The organism is Streptomyces humi, assembly GCF_001005085.2.
GTDB lineage: Bacteria > Actinomycetota > Actinomycetes > Streptomycetales > Streptomycetaceae > Streptomyces > Streptomyces humi.
The window spans coordinates 1-16,939 of sequence record NZ_LBMU02000094.1; the positions used below are offsets into that span (position 1 = coordinate 1).

Genomic DNA, 16,939 nt, shown 5'->3' on the forward strand with positions numbered 1-16,939 from the left:
TTCCCTTCGGTGTTTCCGACTCTATCAGATCTTTTCTCGATCCGATTTCCTCGGTGCTTTCCAGGTTTCCGCTCTCGCGTTTCCCTTTCCGGCGGTTCCGACTCTATCAGATCCTTTCGGCGTCTGATTCCCAGTCAGCGGGAGTTGCCTTCCCGGCCGTTGGGCCGTTCCGACGTCCCAAACCTTAGCGGATCCGCTCGGCGATTCCCAATCGGGGCCGCCGGTCCCTATTCGAATTGAATTCGGGCACGCCGAAAACAATCCCGTCAGGAGATCGTGCTGTGGTTTGAGGTGCCGCTCGAGGCGGCGGATGTGTCGCCGGAGAACCGTTCCGGCTCGGCGGCAACCCGAAGAACTCTACGGATCGGTCCGGGGCGTGTCAAGCACCCCTTGTCAAGATCTTTTAGTCCAGGTCGGTGAGCCGGCCACCGGCGTCGGGCTGAGCGTGCTCCACGCGGCGCAGCAGCCTGGTGAGGACCTCGCCGAGCACGGCCCGTTCCGCCGGTGAGAGGTCCTGGAGCAGGTCCTCCTCGAAGACGGAGGCCAGGCGCATGGCCTCCAGCCACTTCTCACGGCCCTCGGGGGTCAGCTCGACGATCACCCGGACGCGGTTGTTCTCGTCCCTCTCCCGGGTGACGAGCCCTTCGGCGACCATCCGGTCGATGCGGTGGGTCATGGCGGCCGGAGTGAGGCCGAGGCGCTTGGCCAGATCGCTGGGGCCCAGGCGGTAGGGGGCACCGGAGAGAACGAGGGCCTTGAGGACCTCCCACTCCGCGTTGCTGATGCCGAGGGCGGCGGTCTGGCGGCCGTAGGCCACGTTCATCCGGCGGTTGAGCCGGGACAGCGCCGAGACGACCTGCTCGACCTGCGGGTCGAGGTCCTGGAACTCGCGCTGGTAGGCGGCGATCTGTTCGTCGAGTGTCGGCTCGCCGGCGCCGGGGGTGTCGGCCATGGGTCGAAGTATCGCACGGACGCGCTTGGCGTTGAAGTCCTTCGAGATGTACTCTTTAGCATCGAACTTTAGCTTCTAAGTCTTCAGACTTCAGCAGTCCGGGACTTGACTACCTGAGAGAGGTGAACGTGACCAGGGCGATGGGCGCAGCGATGCGCCGGATCCACGTGGGCAACGCACTCAGCGCGTTCGGGCTCGGCTTCACCGTCCCCTACCTGTACGTCTATGTGGCGCAGGTGCGGGGACTGGGTGCCATGACGGCGGGGCTCGTGCTCGCCGTCTTCGCCGTGGCCGCGCTGATGGTCCTGCCGCTGGCCGGCCGGGCGATCGTGCGACGCGGCCCACTGCCGGTCCTGGTCGCCGCCCTGGTCACCGCGGCGGTCGGGGCGCTGAGCCTGGGCCTGGCGGGAAACGCACCGGCCGTGCTGGGCGCCGCGGCGCTGCTCGGGGCCGGGCAGGCCGTGATGCAGCCGGCGCTGGCGACGATGATCGTGGACTGCTCGTCGGCCGAGAGCCGGTCGCGGGCCTTCGCGACCCAGTTCTTCCTTCAGAACCTCGGCCTTGGCGTCGGTGGTCTCATCGGCGGTCACCTCGTCGACACGACCCGGGTCTCGTCCTTCACGCTCCTCTTCGCGATCGAGGCGGCGATGTTCCTGCTGCTGGTCGTGGTGATGTCGACGGTGCGTACGCCGCACTCGCCGCGGATCGCGGACGCTCCGGCCTCCGCCGCGAAGGGCGGCTGGAAGCGGCTGCTGGAGAACCGGGCGATGGTGCAGCTGTCCGTGCTGGGCTTCGTGCTGTTCTTCGCGTGCTACGGACAGTTCGAGTCCGGGCTGAGCGCGTACGGCGTCGAGGCGGCGGGGATATCGACGTCCGCGCTGGGGACCGCGCTGGCCGCGAACACGCTGATGATCGTCGTCGCGCAGTTCGCCGTGCTCAGGTTCGTGGAGCGTCGGCGGCGGTCGCGGGTGATCGCCGGGGTCGGGCTGATCTGGGCCGTGGCATGGGTCGTGGCCGGGTACGCGGGGCTGGGCCATGGCAGCCAGGAAATGGCGACGGCCGCGTTCGTGTCGACGTACGCGCTGTTCGGGCTGGGTGAGGCGATGCTGTCGCCGACGGTGGCCCCGCTGGTGGCCGACCTCGCGCCGTCCGGGATGGCCGGCCAGTACAACTCGGCGTTCGCCCTGGTGAAGCAGCTGGCGCTGGCGGTCGGCCCGGCGGTGGGCGGCCCGCTGGCGGCCTCGCTGCCGGCGCCGTACATCGTGACGTTCCTGCTGTTCTCACTGGGCATCAGCGTCCTGGCGATACGTCTCGGCAAGCGGCTGACCACAGCCCAGGACCAGCCCTGGCTCGCCACCAGGACCAAGGTCGTGGCACGGGGCGGCGCAACCACGGAGTCCGTCTCCGCGTAGTGGTGGCGGGCGCCGGGGCGGCACACTCACCAGCGCTTGCCGGATGCAGCGCCCCCGCCAAGGGGCGCGAGGAACCGCGCGAGCAACCACGACGCACCCGCGCCCGCCCGACGGCCGCCCGGCGCTACCCCTTGGGCAGTACGAACTCGCACCACACGGCCTTGCCGCCGCCGGGGGTTCTTCTCGCCCCCCACCCGGACGCGATCGTCGCCACGATGTCGATCCCCCGGCCCGACTCGTCCGCCGGTTCCGCGCGTCTGCGTCGCGGCAGGTGGTCGTCGCCGTCGGTCACCTCGATGATCAGCCGGCGGTCGGTGCGGCGGAGCCGCAGCCGCATGGGCGGGGTGCCGTGCTGGAGGGAGTTGGCGACCAGCTCGCTCGTGGCGAGGACGCCCAGGTCGTGGAGGTCCGCCGGGAAGCGCCAACTGGTCAGCACGCCGGAGGCGAACGCCCGCGCGCGGGGCGCCGCCTCGATGCCGCCGAGGAGTTCCAGCGCGGCGTTGCGGAACAGCTCGCCGTCCGGGCCCGTGCGGGCCGGGTGCTGGAGGACCAGCACGGCGACGTCGTCGTAGTGGTCGGCCGTGACGCCGGCGGAGCGGACCAGGCGGTCGCAGACGACCTGCGGGGTACCGGTCGCTCCCGCGAGCGCGCGTTCCAGCGCCGCGATGCCCTCGTCCAGGTCCTCGTCACGGCGTTCCACCAGGCCGTCCGTGTAGAGGACGGCCGTGGAGCCGGGTCCCAGCGGCACCGAGCCCGAGGCGTGGATCCAGCCGCCGGTACCGAGCGGCGGTCCCGTCGGCTCGTCGGTGCGCAGCACGGCGCCGTTCTCGTCGCGGACCAGGATCGGCAGGTGACCGGCGGAGGCGTACACCAGCCGGCCCTCGTTCGGGTCGTGGACGGCGTAGACGCAGGTGGCGATCTGGTTGGGGTCGATCTCGGCGGCGAGGCCGTCGAGGAGCTGGAGGACCTCGTGCGGGGGGAGGTCCAGACGGGCGTAGGCGCGGACCGCGGTCCGGAGCTGGCCCATGACGGCCGCCGCGCGCACGCCGCGGCCCATGACGTCACCGATGACGAGGGCCGTGCGGCCGCCGCCGAGGGTGATCACGTCGTACCAGTCACCGCCGACCGCGGCTTCGGTGCCGCCGGGCTGGTAGGTGGCGGCGATACGCAGGTCGTCCGGTTGTTCGAGTTCCTGCGGGAGCAGGCTGCGCTGGAGGGTGACCGCCGTCTCGCGCTGGCGGCGTTCGCTGGCGCGCAGCCGCTCGGCCGCTTCCGCGTGGTCGGTGACGTCGGTGGCGAAGAGCAGGACGCCGCCGTCGCGGTCGTCGTTCTCGACGACGGGGGTGCAGGTGAACGTGTAGGTGCGGCCGTCGAGTGCCTTGCGGGACTTGAGTGTGCGGGGCTTGCCGCTGCGGAGCACCTGGTCGAGGAGCGGGAGGAGACCGAGCTCGGCGAGTTCGGGCAGGGATTCGCGCGCCGGGGTGCCCAGGGGGCGTACGCCGAATGCCGTCGTATAGGCGTCGTTGACGTAGGCGATGTGGTGGTCGGGGCCGTGGACGAGGGCGACCAGGGCCGGCACGTGGTCAAGGACGTCGCGGGCGGGCAGTTCGTCGACGGCGGGAACACAGGGCGGGTCGTCGGTCAGTTGTTCGGCGCGGGCAGCCGGCACGGAGCCTTCTCCCCGTCGGTCCGTAGGGACCGTGTGCTCGGTCCGCGCTGCGGCGCGGCGCTGCGTTCCGGGGAGCCGGGCGCTCCAGCGCGTGAAGTTCACGAATCCTTGCCTCGTGTCGTCGTCTCCGGCCGGCTAACGGGAGCGGCCGGGGAGTCCGGGGGAGGTCCCCCGGTGCAGTTCTGGGGAGAAGCCTTGTGCTCGGTCGCAGGGCAGTCTGGCAGGGTGGCCGTGGGCGGCGACATTCGTCAGACGCCGGGGCGGGCCGTGGAGTTCCTGAGTTCCGTCAGGACGACCCGTTCGAGTCGCCGGAGGGACTGTGAGGAGGCTTTCCACCGGCCGCGAGTTCGAACTCCGCTCGGGGATGTTCGAGTGATCCGAGCGAGACGATCTCCCGTTTGAAGAGCCCGGAGAGGGTCCATTCGGCGAGCACGCGGGCTTTGCGGTTGAAGGTGGGCACCCTGCTCAGGTGGTAGACGCGGTGCATGAACCAGGCAGGGTAGCCCTTCAGCTTGCGCCCGTAGACCTGCGCGACGCCCTTGTGCAGGCCGAGGGAGGCGACCGAGCCGACGTAGGCGTGTTCGTAGGTGTCGAGGGGTTCACCGCGCAGGGTGTGCACGATGTTGTCGCCGAGGACCTTGGCCTGGCGGACCGCGTGCTGGGCGTTGGGGGCGGTCTCGGTTCCGGGTTCGGGGGCGGTGACGTCGGGGACGGCGGCGGCGTCGCCCGCGGCCCACGCGTGGTCGGCGCCGTCGATGGTCAGCTCGGCAGTGCATTTCAGCCGCCCGCGCGCGGTGAGCGGAAGGTCGGTGGCGGCGAGCAGGGGGTGCGGTTTGACGCCGGCCGTCCAGACGAGGGTGCGGGTCGGGAAGCGCTGGCCGTCGCTGAGGACGGCGACGCGGTCGACGCAGGATTCGAGGCGGGTGCCGAGCAGTACCTGGATGTTGCGGCCGCGCAGTTCGGTGATGGTGTAGCGGCCGAGTTCGTGGCCGACCTCGGGGAAAATCCGGTCGGTGGCCTCGACGAGGATCCACTTCATGTCCTCGGGCCGGATGTTGTGGTAGTACCGCGCGGTGTAGCGGGCCATGTCCTCCAGTTCACCGAGGGCCTCCACGCCCGCGTAGCCGCCGCCGACGAAGACGAAGGTGAGGGCGGCGTCGCGGATCGCGGGGTCGCGGGTGGAGGAGGCGATGTCCATCTGCTCGATGACGTGGTTGCGCAGCCCGATGGCCTCCTCGACGGTCTTGAAGCCGATGCCGTGCTCGGCGAGACCGGGGACGGGCAGGATGCGGGCGACCGAGCCGGGCGCGAGGACCAGTTCGTCGTACTCCAGAAAAGTGGCGCCTTTTCGCTCCTCGGCGGTGGCGAGCGTGCTGACGGCGGCGGTCCGCCTGGCGTGTTCCACGGCCGTCACCTCGCCGATGACGACATGGCACCGGTCCAGAACGCGCCGCAGGGGTACGACGACGTGACGAGGGGAAATCGAACCCGCAGCCGCCTCCGGAAGGAACGGCTGGTACGTCATGTAGGGATCGGGCGCGACGACGGTGATGTCGACCTCACCCCGGCTGAGCTCCCGCTTCAGTCTCCGTTGCAGCCGCAGGGCCGTGTACATCCCGACGTAGCCGCCGCCGACAACGAGAATGCGCGCACGTTCCTTCACCATCCCATGACGCACCCGTGACTCTTGTTTGTCCACAGCCCCGACAATTTGTGTGACCGGCGGGCGGCCGCGCGGGGCATCGGGAGTACGGTCAGGACCGGACGAAAGGGGCCAGGTCAGCGGGGGCGGGCGTGGGGGTGCGAAGGCACCGAATCGGGGCGTAGACGACTCGTACTCCGATCGGGGGGCGCTCCGTGCGGAACGTCCCCCTTCTGAATTGACAGTCTCTCAACTATGTTCGTGTGTCGACGGGGTGTAGGGGATGTGGTCGAACGGCCCGCGACGGGCGGTCCGCCCGGCCGACGGTCCATGGATCGGTCATGGTCCGGTTGTCGGTCGGTCATGGACCGGCGTCAGTTCCGCTCGCTCCGGCTATCAGTGGCGGGGAGAGTCTCCGGGGGGAGACGTCATTAACCGGGGGAACACAGATGCACATTCAGGACACACACTGGTCAACGGCTTCCGCCCTCGCACCGGGCGGCGGAGCGGTGGGCGCGGCGCCGGGCAACGGACGCGGTGACGGGCCGCGTACGACGCCGCTGCGGGTGGACGCACAGCGCAATCTGGAGCACGTGCTGCGGGCCGCCCGCGAGGTCTTCGGCGAACTCGGGTACGGCGCGCCGATGGAGGACGTGGCGCGGCGGGCCCGGGTCGGCGTCGGCACGGTGTACCGGCGGTTCCCGAGCAAGGACGTGCTGGTACGGCGGATAGCCGAGGAGGAGACCTCCCGGCTGACCGACCAGGCGCGGGCCGCGCTCGGTCAGGAGGACGAGCCGTGGTCGGCGCTGTCGCGCTTCCTCCGTACGTCGGTGGCGTCGGGCGCGGGGCGGCTGCTGCCGCCGCAGGTGCTGCGGGTCGGGGTCCCTGAGGAGGTCGGCGCCCCGGGTGCTGGCGCCGAGGAGGCCCGGGTGCCGCAGCAGCGCACCCAGCCGGGGGCCGGTGAGCTGCGGCTGGTGGCCGAGGAGCCGGTGGCCGACGCCGACGACGCGGGGGCGGCCGCGCTTCTCGAGGTGGTGGGGCGGCTGGTGGACCGGGCGCGGGCGGCGGGCGAGCTCCGGCCGGACGTCTCCGTCTCCGACGTGCTGCTGGTGATCGCCACGGCGGCGCCGTCGCTGCCGGACGCCGCGCAGCAGGCGGCTGCTTCGTCCCGGTTGCTGGACATCCTGCTGGAGGGGCTGCGGTCCCGGACCTGACGGTGCGCGGTCCCGGACCTGACGCTGCGTGGTCGCGGCGGTGGCCGCACTGCGGTTGCCGCCGCGCGCCCTCTGCGGGGCACGACAGTTGATGCTTCCCCGAACGGGTGATCATCAGTGCGGCGCATTGACAAGTGCGCTCGGACGAGTGGTCCGTTCGTCTCCCGGGGCCGGAACAGGGGCCTCTGTGGGAGTCTGACCCGGTGATTCGGTCGGTTCGGGCAGGCATCGGGGGCGTCCGCAGTGAGCGTTGACGGATGGGACGAGTCCTCCGTCGGGGACGGGACGGCCTCGCCGCAGGTGCCGAGCCAGGGCGGACGTGCCGATGTGCCGCATCCGGCCGGCCCCCACCCGGCCGGCCCCCACCCGGGCGTGCCGCACCCGGGCCCCCCGCCGGAGGGGAACGTTCCGCCACAGCGCGACGGGAGCGTGCTGCCGCCGCCCCGGGAACTGCCGCCCGCCGACAGCCAGCTGATCGAACGCATGCGGGGCGGCGACGACTCGGCGTACGCGGAGCTGTACCGGCGGCACGCCGACGCGGTACGGCGGTACGCGCGCGGCTGCTGCCGGGACGCGCACACCGCCGACGACCTGACCGCCGAGGTGTTCGCCCGGATGCTCCAGGCGGTGCGCGGCGGTCACGGCCCCGAGCACGCGGTACGCGCCTATCTGCTCACCGCCGTACGGCGGGTGGCGGCGCAGTGGATCAGGTCGGCCCGGCGCGAGCAACTGGTCGACGACTTCGCGGTGTTCGCGGCGCAGGCCGCGCACGGCTCCGAGGCGGGCGACGCCGACACCCTCGACCTGGGTGCCGACGTCCGCGCGATGCACGAGGCCGAGCAGTCCATGGCGATGCGGGCCTTCCGTTCGCTGCCCGAGCGCTGGCAGGCCGTGCTCTGGCACACCGAGGTCGAGGACGAGTCGCCGAGCGAGGTGGCCACCCTCTTCGGGCTCGACGCCAACGGAACCCGGGTGCTCGCCAGCCGGGCCCGCGAGGGACTGAAGCAGGCCTACCTCCAGGCCCACGTCGGTGCCTCCCTCATCGACGACGAGGCGTGCGCCCGCTACGCCGACCAGCTCGGCGGCTACGCCCGCGGGAAGCTGCGCATCCGCGCGGAGCGGGGGCTGCGCAAGCATCTGGAGGAGTGCGCCAAGTGCCGGCTGGCCGCCGCCCAGATCGAGGAGGTCGCCGCCGGTATCCCGGCCGTCGTGCCGGTCGCGGTCATCGGCTGGTTCGGGGCCGCCGGGTACGCCAAGGCGCTCGCGATCGTCGCGGGCGGCACCGGCGCCGGGGCCGCCGGCGCGGCCGCCGCGACGGGCGGTTCGTCCGGCGGCGGAGCGGGCGGCGGGGCCGCCGCCGAGGGGCTGGGGGCGCCGGTGAAGGCCGGTGTCGCCGCCGGCGTGGTCGCCGCGGCGATCGCCGCCGTGGCCCTCGCCCTGACGAACGACAGCCACCCGGCGAAGGAGATCGCGAGACCCACCCCCTCCCGACCGGCCGTCCAGCCGGAGACACCGGCCCCGGCCCCGTCGAGGAAGCAGCCGGCGGCCGCGCCGGTGGTCCTCGCCCCCGAGCCGGCCCCGACCCCGACACCCACGCCTCCCCGGCCCCCGGCTCCGAAGCCCGCGCCGCGCCCGAAGCCGAGCCCGACCCCCACCCCGGCCCCCACCTCGGCCCCGGCGCCCAGTCCGGAACCGACGCCCGCACCCACCCCGCCGCCCACGCCACCGCCCGCCCCGGTCGCCTACCAGCTGAGCGAGCTGCGTTTCGACGTCATCGGCGACGGCACCCGGCCCGAGATCCGGCTCGGCGAGAGCAGCTGGGTGTGGCAGCGCTACGGCGTGACGGTCGCCGACAAGCAGTACAAGCCGGGCGTCACCGTGCACGGCCGGTCCTCCGTCACCGTCGACCTCAACCGGCAGTGCACCGCCTACGACGCGATGGCCGGGGTCGACGACATGACCCTCGGCCTCGGCCGGGTCACCTTCGCCGTCTACGCGGACGGGGTACGGCTGTGGCGGTCCGCGGTGGTCGAGGGTGGACAGGCCGCCGTACCCGTCCATGTGGACCTCACGGGACGCGGGACCGTGCGTCTGGTGGTCGAGCCGGAGAACGGCGCCTTCGACACACTGGCGCTCGCCGACTGGGCCGAGTCGAAGTTCAGCTGCCGGTAGCCGTCGGAGCCCTGCCCAGCTCGCTCAGGACGTCCTCCGTGGTGAGGGACGCGCCACGGGAGCGCTCGGCCGTGTAGCGCGGCGGGGGCAGCACCGCGCGGGCGGCCACGTCGACCTCCTCGGCGCGGGTGCGCTCCGGTTCGGGCCGCGGGCTCCCGTCACGCCAGTGGTCGGCGGCCGCGTACAGCCGTACCGCGCCCGCCAGGTCGCCGAGCCGGGCCAGCAGGTCGGCGCCGATGTCCGCGAGGGCCGCCGTGATGCCCTCGGCGCACCGCTGCTCCACCGCCTCGCGCAGCGCGTCGGCCACGATCGGCAGGGCCCGTGCCGGGCCGTGCTCCCCGGCCACGAGCAGCGCCTCGACCCCGTGGAACGCCGCCAGGAACTGCGGGGGCGGGGTACCGCCGGCCGTGGCCGCGCGAGCGGCCTCGTAGGACGCGTGGGCCAGGACGACGTCCCCCTCCTGGTGGGCGAGGCTCGCCCGCAGCAGCGCCACGTAGGCCTTCGTCTCCGCCACCCCGTACCGCTCGGAGGCGTCGTCCGCGCGGTCCAGGACGGCCCTGGCGCCAGCCCGGTCGCCGGACCGGAGGGAGATCTCGGCGAGCCGCGCGAGCAGGAACGGCGTCTCGGCGTACGCGCCCACCTCGTGGGCGAGCCGCAGCGCCTCCTCGTACTCGCCCGTCGCCCTGCCGTACCTGCCCCGCGCCATGTCCGCCTCGCCGGCCGCGCTGCACACCTGGGCCCGCATCCAGCGGTCCCCGACCCGCCGGCTGAGGACCCGCAGCTCGGCCAGGTCCTCGTCGACACCCCGCAGGTTGCCCGGCGAGTCGACCCGGACGTGGGTGCGGTACATCAGCGTGACGCCGACCTCCCAGGCCCCGCCGTGCACCCGGCAGTTGGCGACGACGGCGGCCATGTCGGGGCCGATGTCCGCCGGGCCGCCCAGGAACCAGGCGGTCAGCGGCCAGATGAGGCCCGGCAGCCGCGCGGCGGACGGGCCGCCGCCCTCGTAGGCGGCGCGTACCCGGGCGAGGTACGGCCGGACCCGGGTGTCCGACAGCATGTCCGCGGGGTCGGCCTCGGACATCAGGAAGAGGTCGTAGAGCCGCAGGTCCATGCGCAGCTCGTGCAGCGGATGCGCGGCCGCCACCTCCTCGGAGACGGCCAGCAGCGCGCCGACCGGGTCGGCCGTGGCGGCGAGCGCCCGCAGTTCGTCCGGGCCGGCGCCCTCGGGCAGGGCGTCCCGGGCGATGCCCAGGCGCAGCACCGCGCGCACCGAGGCCATCGCCTCCTGGCGGTAGTTGCGCAGCCACCAGAACCAGCAGACGGCCATCACGATCGCGCCCGCCTGTACCTCGTCGCCCGCGTGCACCGCGCGGTCGAGGGCGGCGCGGATGTTGTCCAGGTCGGTCTCCAGTCGGCGGATCCAGGGGAGTTGCTCCCCGGACCGCAGCTTCGGCTCGGCCTCCTCCACCAGGGCGCGCACCCACGCCCGGTGCCGCAGCTCCGCCGCGGCGCGCAGCCCGGGGGCCTCGGCCGCCCGCTCCACGGCGTACTCGTGGATGGTTTCCAGCATGCGGTAGCGCATACCGCCGGTGCCCTCCGGTGCCTCCGGGGCGGCGACGATCAGGGACTTGTCGACGAGCGCGCCGATCAGGTCGGCCGCGGGGCCCGTGCACACGGCCTCCGCCGCCGCCAGGTCCCAGCCGCCGGCGAAGACGGACACCTCGCGCAGGACCGTCCGCTCCCGCTCGTCGAGCAGGTCCCAGGACCAGTCGACGACCGCGCGCAGGGTCTGCTGGCGGGGCAGGACCGTACGGCTGCCGGAGGTGAGCAGGCGGAAGCGGTCGTCGAGCCGGTCGGCGATCTGCCGGGGCGTCAGCAGTCGCAGCCGGGCCGCCGCCAGCTCGATCGCCAGCGGCAGTCCGTCCAGGCGGCGGCAGATCTCGTCGACCGCCGCCGCCTCGTCCGGCAGTACGGCGGCGGCCGGGCGGACGGTGGCGGCACGCTCCTCGAACAGGCGGTGCGCCTGCTCGGGTGCGAGGGGCTCGACCGGGCGGACCGACTCGCCGGGGACGCCCAGGGGTTCACGGCTGGTGGCGAGGATCGTGAGCCCCGGGCAGCGGGTGAGCAGGGTCTCGGCGAGGGCGGCCGCCGCTTCGATGACATGTTCGCAGTTGTCAAGGATCAGGAGTTGGCTGCGCCGTGCGCAGTACTCGACCAGCAGGGCCGTGGGGTCGGCCTGCGGGGCCGCCAGCTCGTTGGTCCTGAGCACGGTCTCGCGCAGGCCGAGCGCGCTGACCACCGCGCCCGGCACCGCCTCCGGCCGGTCGAGCGGGGCGAGCTCGACCAGCCATGCCTGCGGGAGCCCGGCGGCGGCCTCCTCGGCGAGACGGGTCTTTCCGGAGCCGCCCGGTCCGGTGAGGGTGACGAGACGGGCCCTGTGCAATTCGGAACGAACGGCTTCGAGTTCGGGTTCCCGGCCCACGAAAGAGGTAAGGCGTGGACGGAGGTTGCCGGTGCGGGGCGGGGGCGCGGCGAGCGGCACGGGTCCCGGTGTCAGCAACGACTCGTGCAGTGCCCGCAGTTCCGGGCCGGGGTCGGTGCCGAGGCCGTCGGCGAGGGCGCGGCGGGCGGTCTCGTACGCGGCGAGGGCCTCCGCCGGGCGGCCGCTGTCGCGCAGGGCGCGGATCAGGAGGGCGTGCAGCGGTTCGTCGTACGGGTGGGCGCCGGTCAGTTCGGTCAGCTCCGGTACGACGCCGAGGGCGCGGCCGAGACGGAGGGCGGCGTCGGCGCGGGCGCGGGTGGCCTCCATGCGAAGCGCCTCCGGGCGGGCGGCGGCCGTCGCGCGGTCCGGCAGGTCGGCGAGGGCGGGTCCGTGCCACAGGGCGAGGGCCTCGGTGAGGACGCGGTGGGCGGTCGCCGGGTCGCCGCCGGCCAGGGCCTCGGTGCCTTCGCGGACCCGGCGCTCGAAGACGTGCAGGTCGATGTCGTCCTCGGCGGCGGCCAGGCGGTAGCCGCCGGGGGTGGAGATGACACTGTCCTTGCCGAGGGTCCTGCGGAGCCGGCCGACGAGGGCCTGGAGGGCGGCGGGGGCGTCCTGGGGCGGGGCGTCCTCCGCCGCCCAGATCTCCTCGACGAGGGTGTCGGGGGTGAGGGTGCGGGCGGGGTTCAGGGCGAGGACGGTGAGCAGCGCGCGGAGGCGGGGGCCGCCGACGGATATGGGAGCGCCCTGGTCGTCGTCGACTTGGGCCACGCCCAGAATTCGGTACCGCACCGGGTCATTGTCGCCGGGCGGAGCAACTGGGGCACGGAGTTTCGGACCCGGCGTTTCCCGGCCGCCCCGGGCAAGGGCCGGGCGGAGGACACTCACCGGCGCCGGCGGGCTGCCTCCGCCGGTCGAAGGCCGCGGGAGGGACTGCGCGATCAGCGCCCGTCGGCTCGCAGGCGGAATCCGGGGTGTCCTTTCGGAAGCCGGGGTCCGGGGGGGCCGCCCCCAGGGAGAGCAGCCCGTCTCGACGGGTCACGTCCCCGAGGCCAGTGCCCCCCGCATCGGCCGCACCCCCGCCGGTACCGCACGCGCGCGTGCCGGTGTGCCCGTCCAGCAGGTGCCCCGGCGGGACAGCAGCCGTCGTAGCCACAGCTCCAGGGAGACCAGGTCGGCCAGGCCGTCCAGCGGCAGCGGTTCACCCGCCGCCGCCGCGCGCAGCGCCTTGCGGACCACCCTCGCCTCCACCAGCCCCGCCTGTGCCAGCAACGGCGTGGCGAAGAGGTCGATCAGGTCGTCGGCGGCCACGCGCAGCCCCGTACGGGTGGCGGCCGCCGAGGACGCGTGGGAGGGGGCGCCCCAGCCCGGCGGCAGGTCGGTGACGCCGGCGCCCTCCAGGACCGTGCGGAGGATGGCCGCGCGGGCGCCCGGCTGGACGCGCAGCGCCTCGGGGAGGGCGCGGCAGGCGCGGACCACCTGGTTGTCGAGGAAAGGGGTGTGCAGGCGCTGGGAACGGATCTCGGCGGCCTGTTCCAGGACTCGGATGTCGGCCGCGTGCCGGGCCAGTGCCGCCCGCGCGCGGTAGTCTCCGGGGCGCTGTCCGGGTCCGACGCCGGAGCGGTTCGCCGAACCCTGGAGGAGAACCGATACTTCTGCCAGCGCCTCGCCCGTCAGCCAGCGCGCCGCCGGGCCGGGTCTCGCCCAGGTGAGCGCCGCGAGGGAGGCGCCGACCGCGCCTCCGGGGTCGTCGAAGCGGCGCCGCAGCAGGCGCTCGGCCAGGGACTCGACGCCCGCGCGGTACGGCGTGCGCGCCAGTCTGCGCGCCGCGCTGTACACACGCGCGGGGACCATCACCGAGCCGTCGGCCTTGGCGAGGGCGGCCACCGGGCGCACCAGGTGGCGCCGCTTGCGGTCCATGAGCAGGTCGGCGAGGCGGGCCGGGTGCGCGTCCAGGACCTGGCGGGCCCCGTAGCCGGTGAAGTGGTCGGCGCTGCCCGCGGCGAGCCGGGCGCGGTGCCGGGCCGCGGAGATCAGGGACGGCCCCGGTTCGTCGGTGAGCGGGCCGTCCAGGTCGGCGTACGGGAGGATCTCCTCCCCGCCGGTCACCACCACGTGGTGCAGACGCGGGTTGGCCGCCAGGGTGCCCGCCCGTTCGAGTTCCGACTCGCGGCCGGCCACGGCGAGGTCGTTGAAGGTGACGGCGAGAAGGCGCTCCCCGGCGCCCGTGCCGTGGCCGAGAACGGTGCCCGGCATGCCGGGCAGGCCGGCGGCGAGCAGCGCCAGCGTCCCCGAGGCCGGGCCGCCCGAGAGGTCCGCGCCGATGCCCGGGACCGGCATCCCGCGGGCCGCGCGCCGCTCGGCGGGACCCATTCCGGGCACCGGACCAGGGTCGATGTCCGGGACGTGCCGGGGTGCCGACAGCCGTGCGCGTACGGCTTCTACGAGTGCGTCCCGTACGGCGTCCACGGCGCTGTCGGGATCGGCGGAGGGGGCGGCGACGGCCAGCGAGGCGACCTGCTCGTAGCCGGCCACCTCGCGCGCCCCGGTGCGCAGGATGAGCGCATGGCCCGGCGGGATGCGCCGCACCCCCTCGTACGGGGTGGAGTCGTGCAGCGCCGCGGGCACGTCGGGGGCGGCGAGCAGCGCGGCGAGGTGGCCGTAGTCGAGGTTGGCCTCGATGAGGTCGGCGAGCGGCAGTGCGGCCGTCGCGTAGGCCGTTCCGCCTGCCCAGGGGCTGTAGAAGACCGGGCGGGCGCCCGCGAGGTCGCCGCAGACGGTGACCCGGCGGCCGACCTGGACGACGGCCGTGTAGCTGCCGGGCCAGGCGGTCAGATGCCGGAGTGCGCCCCCGCGCGCCGTGAAGAGGCCGAGGCGCAGCTCCTCGTCGGTGGCGCCGCAGGTGCCGAGGACGGCGATGCGGTTCTGCGCGTCGGCCTTGATGACGCGCACCTCGTCGGGGCGCCAGTCGCCGACCGCCCAGAGCGGGTCCGGGTCGCCCCACAGCAGCATCGAGCCCACCGGGTGGACGGTCTCGCCGTCGAGCCCCATGGCGCCGGCGGAGCCGATCGCGGCGGCACCGGAGGCGGTGCTGCTCCATCCCACCAACCACCGCATCGACGCCTCCACAGGCTGTGGACAACCATGCACGGTACGAACCGGGTCCCCATGCTGCCATGAAGGACGCGCTTCGTAGCGCCGGTGGGGGTGCCTTTGATCCCGCGCGGACGGCGGGGAGTTGCCGCAGACGAGGGCCCGCGTCGATGCCTCGGAAGAGCCGAACCGCCGTACGGCACAAGGCGACTGCGACGCGAATGCGCCCCCTGTACGCTCCCCCAGAACGCCCTTCGCGCCCTCAATTCCCATGGTAGGAGCGTTGATCGCCCGCGAAAGGCGGGGTCGATTTTCGGCCAAATCGGCGAAGGCCGCGCGGGCTTGCGCACGCTCCGTACATGCTTTGCGCACCACACGCGCGCGCGTCCGGACACGCACAGTCCGGGAGGCGGGCATCGCCTCCCGGACCGGTCCGCCACCCGCGGGGATGAAGGTGGCGGTGTCCCCCAGCCCACTGGATCCAGTACAGCGGGCCGACCCACGCAGAACCATGGAATCGCTCCCCCCATGGCCGGAGAAGAGCGCACGGCCAGGCGCACGGCCACACGGCGGGGGCACGTCGCGACGGGCCGTGCACGGTGCGTACATGGGCCGCACTCGCGTACGGACCACAATCCCGCCATCCGGAACAATGCCCCTTAACGCTTGGGATGCGGCGAACTACGCTGGGTTTACGAATGCCGCGTGGTTATGCCAGCGCGGCAGCCGTCTGTGTCGAGGGGTGGCGCATGTCCAGGGAGCAACGCGGGCCGAACGAAAAGCTCGGCGCCGTTCTCGCCCTCGCGGGAATCAGCAACGCAGGACTCGCGCGACGCGTCAACGATCTTGGCGCTCAACGCGGGTTGACTCTTCGCTACGACAAGACGTCGGTGGCGCGCTGGGTGTCGAAGGGCATGGTGCCGCAGGGCGCCGCGCCGCACCTCATCGCGGCCGCGATCGGCCAGAAGCTCGGCCGCCCGGTGCCGCTCCACGAGATCGGCCTGGCGGACGCGGACCCCGCGCCCGAAGTGGGCCTCGCCTTCCCCAGAGACGTCGGACAGGCGGTGCGGTCGGCGACCGAGCTGTACCGTCTCGACCTCGCCGGCCGCCGGGCCGGCACGGGTGGCATCTGGCAGTCGCTGGCCGGTTCGTTCGCAGTGAGCGCATACGCAACGCCCGCCTCGCGCTGGCTGATAACCCCCGCCGACAGTTCGGTCGCGCGCGAGGCCTTCGGCGCCGAGGGTGCGGGCGCACCGCTCAAAGTCGGCCACAGTGACGTGCAGAAGCTGCGGGAGGCCGCCGAGGACGCCAGGCGCTGGGACTCCAAGTACGGGGGCGGCGACTGGCGTTCTTCGATGGTGCCGGAGTGTTTACGGGTGGAGGCGGCACCGCTGCTGCTCGGCGCGTACTCCGACGAGGTCGGGCGGGCGCTGTTCGGGGCGAGTGCCGAGCTGACGCGGCTGGCCGGGTGGATGGCGTTCGACACGGGCCAGCAGGAGGCCGCGCAGCGGTACTACATCCAGGCGCTGCGGCTCGCCCGCGCCGCCGCGGACGTGCCGCTCGGCGGGTATGTCCTGGCATCGATGTCGTTGCAGGCGACCTACCGCGGGTTCGGCGACGAGGGCGTCGATCTCGCGCAGGCCGCCGTGGAGCGCAACCGGGGACTGGCGACGGCGCGGACCATGAGCTTCTTCCGGCTCGTCGAGGCGCGGGCACACGCGCGCGCCGGTGACGCACAGGCCGCGGGCGCCGCGCTGAAGGCCTCGGAGGGCTGGCTGGAGCGGGCCCGGGAGGGGGACAACGACCCCTCCTGGCTCGGCTTCTACGGCTACGACCGGTTCGCCGCGGACGCGGCGGAGTGCTACCGCGACCTGAAGGCGCCGCGGCAGGTACGGCGCTTCACCGAGCAGGCGCTGTCCAAACCGACGGAGGAGTTCGTGCGGTCGCACGGGCTGCGGCTGGTGGTGTCGGCCGTTGCCGAACTGGAGTCCGGAAACCTCGACGCGGCGTGCGAGCAGGGGGTGCGGGCCGTGGAGGTGGCCGGGCGGATCTCGTCGGCACGGACGACGGAGTACGTGAAGGATCTGCTGCACCGGCTGGAGCCCTACGGGGACGAGCCGAGGGTGGTGGAGCTGCGGGAGCGGGCCCGGCCGTTGCTGATGGCGCCGGCGTGAGGGTCGCCCAGTCGTCCGCCGAGTTCATGCGATCAGGCGGGTGCGGGTGTGTGGGGGCTGGTCGCGCAGTTCCACGCGCCGCTCGCGGGGCGCTTCACCAACCGTGCGTTTGAAGTGGCTGTCAGTGGC

Annotated in this window: 9 protein-coding genes; 4 read left to right on the forward strand and 5 right to left on the reverse strand. The window is 73.5% G+C overall.

The window, feature by feature from the left end; genetic code table 11:
- Nucleotides 1–403 precede the first annotated feature (403 nt).
- The gene (locus AAW13_RS36595; protein WP_046733529.1) at nucleotides 404–952 is read right to left on the reverse strand and encodes a MarR family winged helix-turn-helix transcriptional regulator; all 549 of its coding nucleotides are present in this window, start codon (nucleotides 950–952) and stop codon (nucleotides 404–406) included.
- Between the two features lie 140 nt (nucleotides 953–1,092).
- On the opposite strand from AAW13_RS36595, the gene AAW13_RS36600 reads away from it, so the two are divergent.
- Entirely contained in the window at nucleotides 1,093–2,364 is a 1,272-nt protein-coding gene (locus AAW13_RS36600; RefSeq protein WP_206306341.1) for an MFS transporter, read from the forward strand.
- A 124-nt stretch (nucleotides 2,365–2,488) separates the two neighbouring features.
- On the opposite strand, the gene AAW13_RS36605 is transcribed toward AAW13_RS36600, so the two are convergent.
- Complete coding sequence (locus tag AAW13_RS36605) at nucleotides 2,489–4,135, reverse strand: ATP-binding SpoIIE family protein phosphatase (RefSeq protein ID WP_046733527.1); 1,647 nt, start codon at nucleotides 4,133–4,135, stop codon at nucleotides 2,489–2,491.
- Nucleotides 4,136–4,319: 184 nt separating this feature from the next.
- Nucleotides 4,320–5,699, reverse strand: coding sequence for an NAD(P)/FAD-dependent oxidoreductase (locus tag AAW13_RS36610; RefSeq protein WP_046733526.1), 1,380 nt, complete (start codon nucleotides 5,697–5,699; stop codon nucleotides 4,320–4,322).
- Nucleotides 5,700–6,124: 425 nt separating this feature from the next.
- Between AAW13_RS36610 and AAW13_RS36615 the strand changes: the two genes are divergently transcribed.
- Nucleotides 6,125–6,889, forward strand: coding sequence for a TetR/AcrR family transcriptional regulator (locus AAW13_RS36615; protein WP_046733525.1), 765 nt, complete (start codon nucleotides 6,125–6,127; stop codon nucleotides 6,887–6,889).
- A gap of 243 nt (nucleotides 6,890–7,132) precedes the next feature.
- The gene (locus AAW13_RS36620) at nucleotides 7,133–9,061 is read left to right on the forward strand and encodes a sigma-70 family RNA polymerase sigma factor (protein WP_206306339.1); all 1,929 of its coding nucleotides are present in this window, start codon (nucleotides 7,133–7,135) and stop codon (nucleotides 9,059–9,061) included.
- Here AAW13_RS36620 and AAW13_RS36625 read toward each other — a convergent pair.
- Both AAW13_RS36625 and AAW13_RS36630 read right to left on the reverse strand, forming a co-directional pair.
- Nucleotides 9,048–12,335 carry an AfsR/SARP family transcriptional regulator gene (locus AAW13_RS36625; RefSeq protein ID WP_206306340.1) on the reverse strand — a complete coding sequence of 1,096 codons (3,288 nt, stop codon included), beginning with the start codon at nucleotides 12,333–12,335 and terminating at the stop codon, nucleotides 9,048–9,050. The two genes, AAW13_RS36620 and AAW13_RS36625, sit on opposite strands and share 14 nt — an antisense overlap.
- A gap of 246 nt (nucleotides 12,336–12,581) precedes the next feature.
- Complete coding sequence (locus AAW13_RS36630; RefSeq protein ID WP_071659800.1) at nucleotides 12,582–14,660, reverse strand: asparagine synthase-related protein; 2,079 nt, start codon at nucleotides 14,658–14,660, stop codon at nucleotides 12,582–12,584.
- A 725-nt stretch (nucleotides 14,661–15,385) separates the two neighbouring features.
- Here AAW13_RS36630 and AAW13_RS36635 point away from each other — a divergent pair.
- Entirely contained in the window at nucleotides 15,386–16,810 is a 1,425-nt protein-coding gene (locus AAW13_RS36635) for an NsdA family TPR-like regulatory protein (protein ID WP_046734475.1), read from the forward strand.
- Nucleotides 16,811–16,939 lie beyond the last annotated feature (129 nt).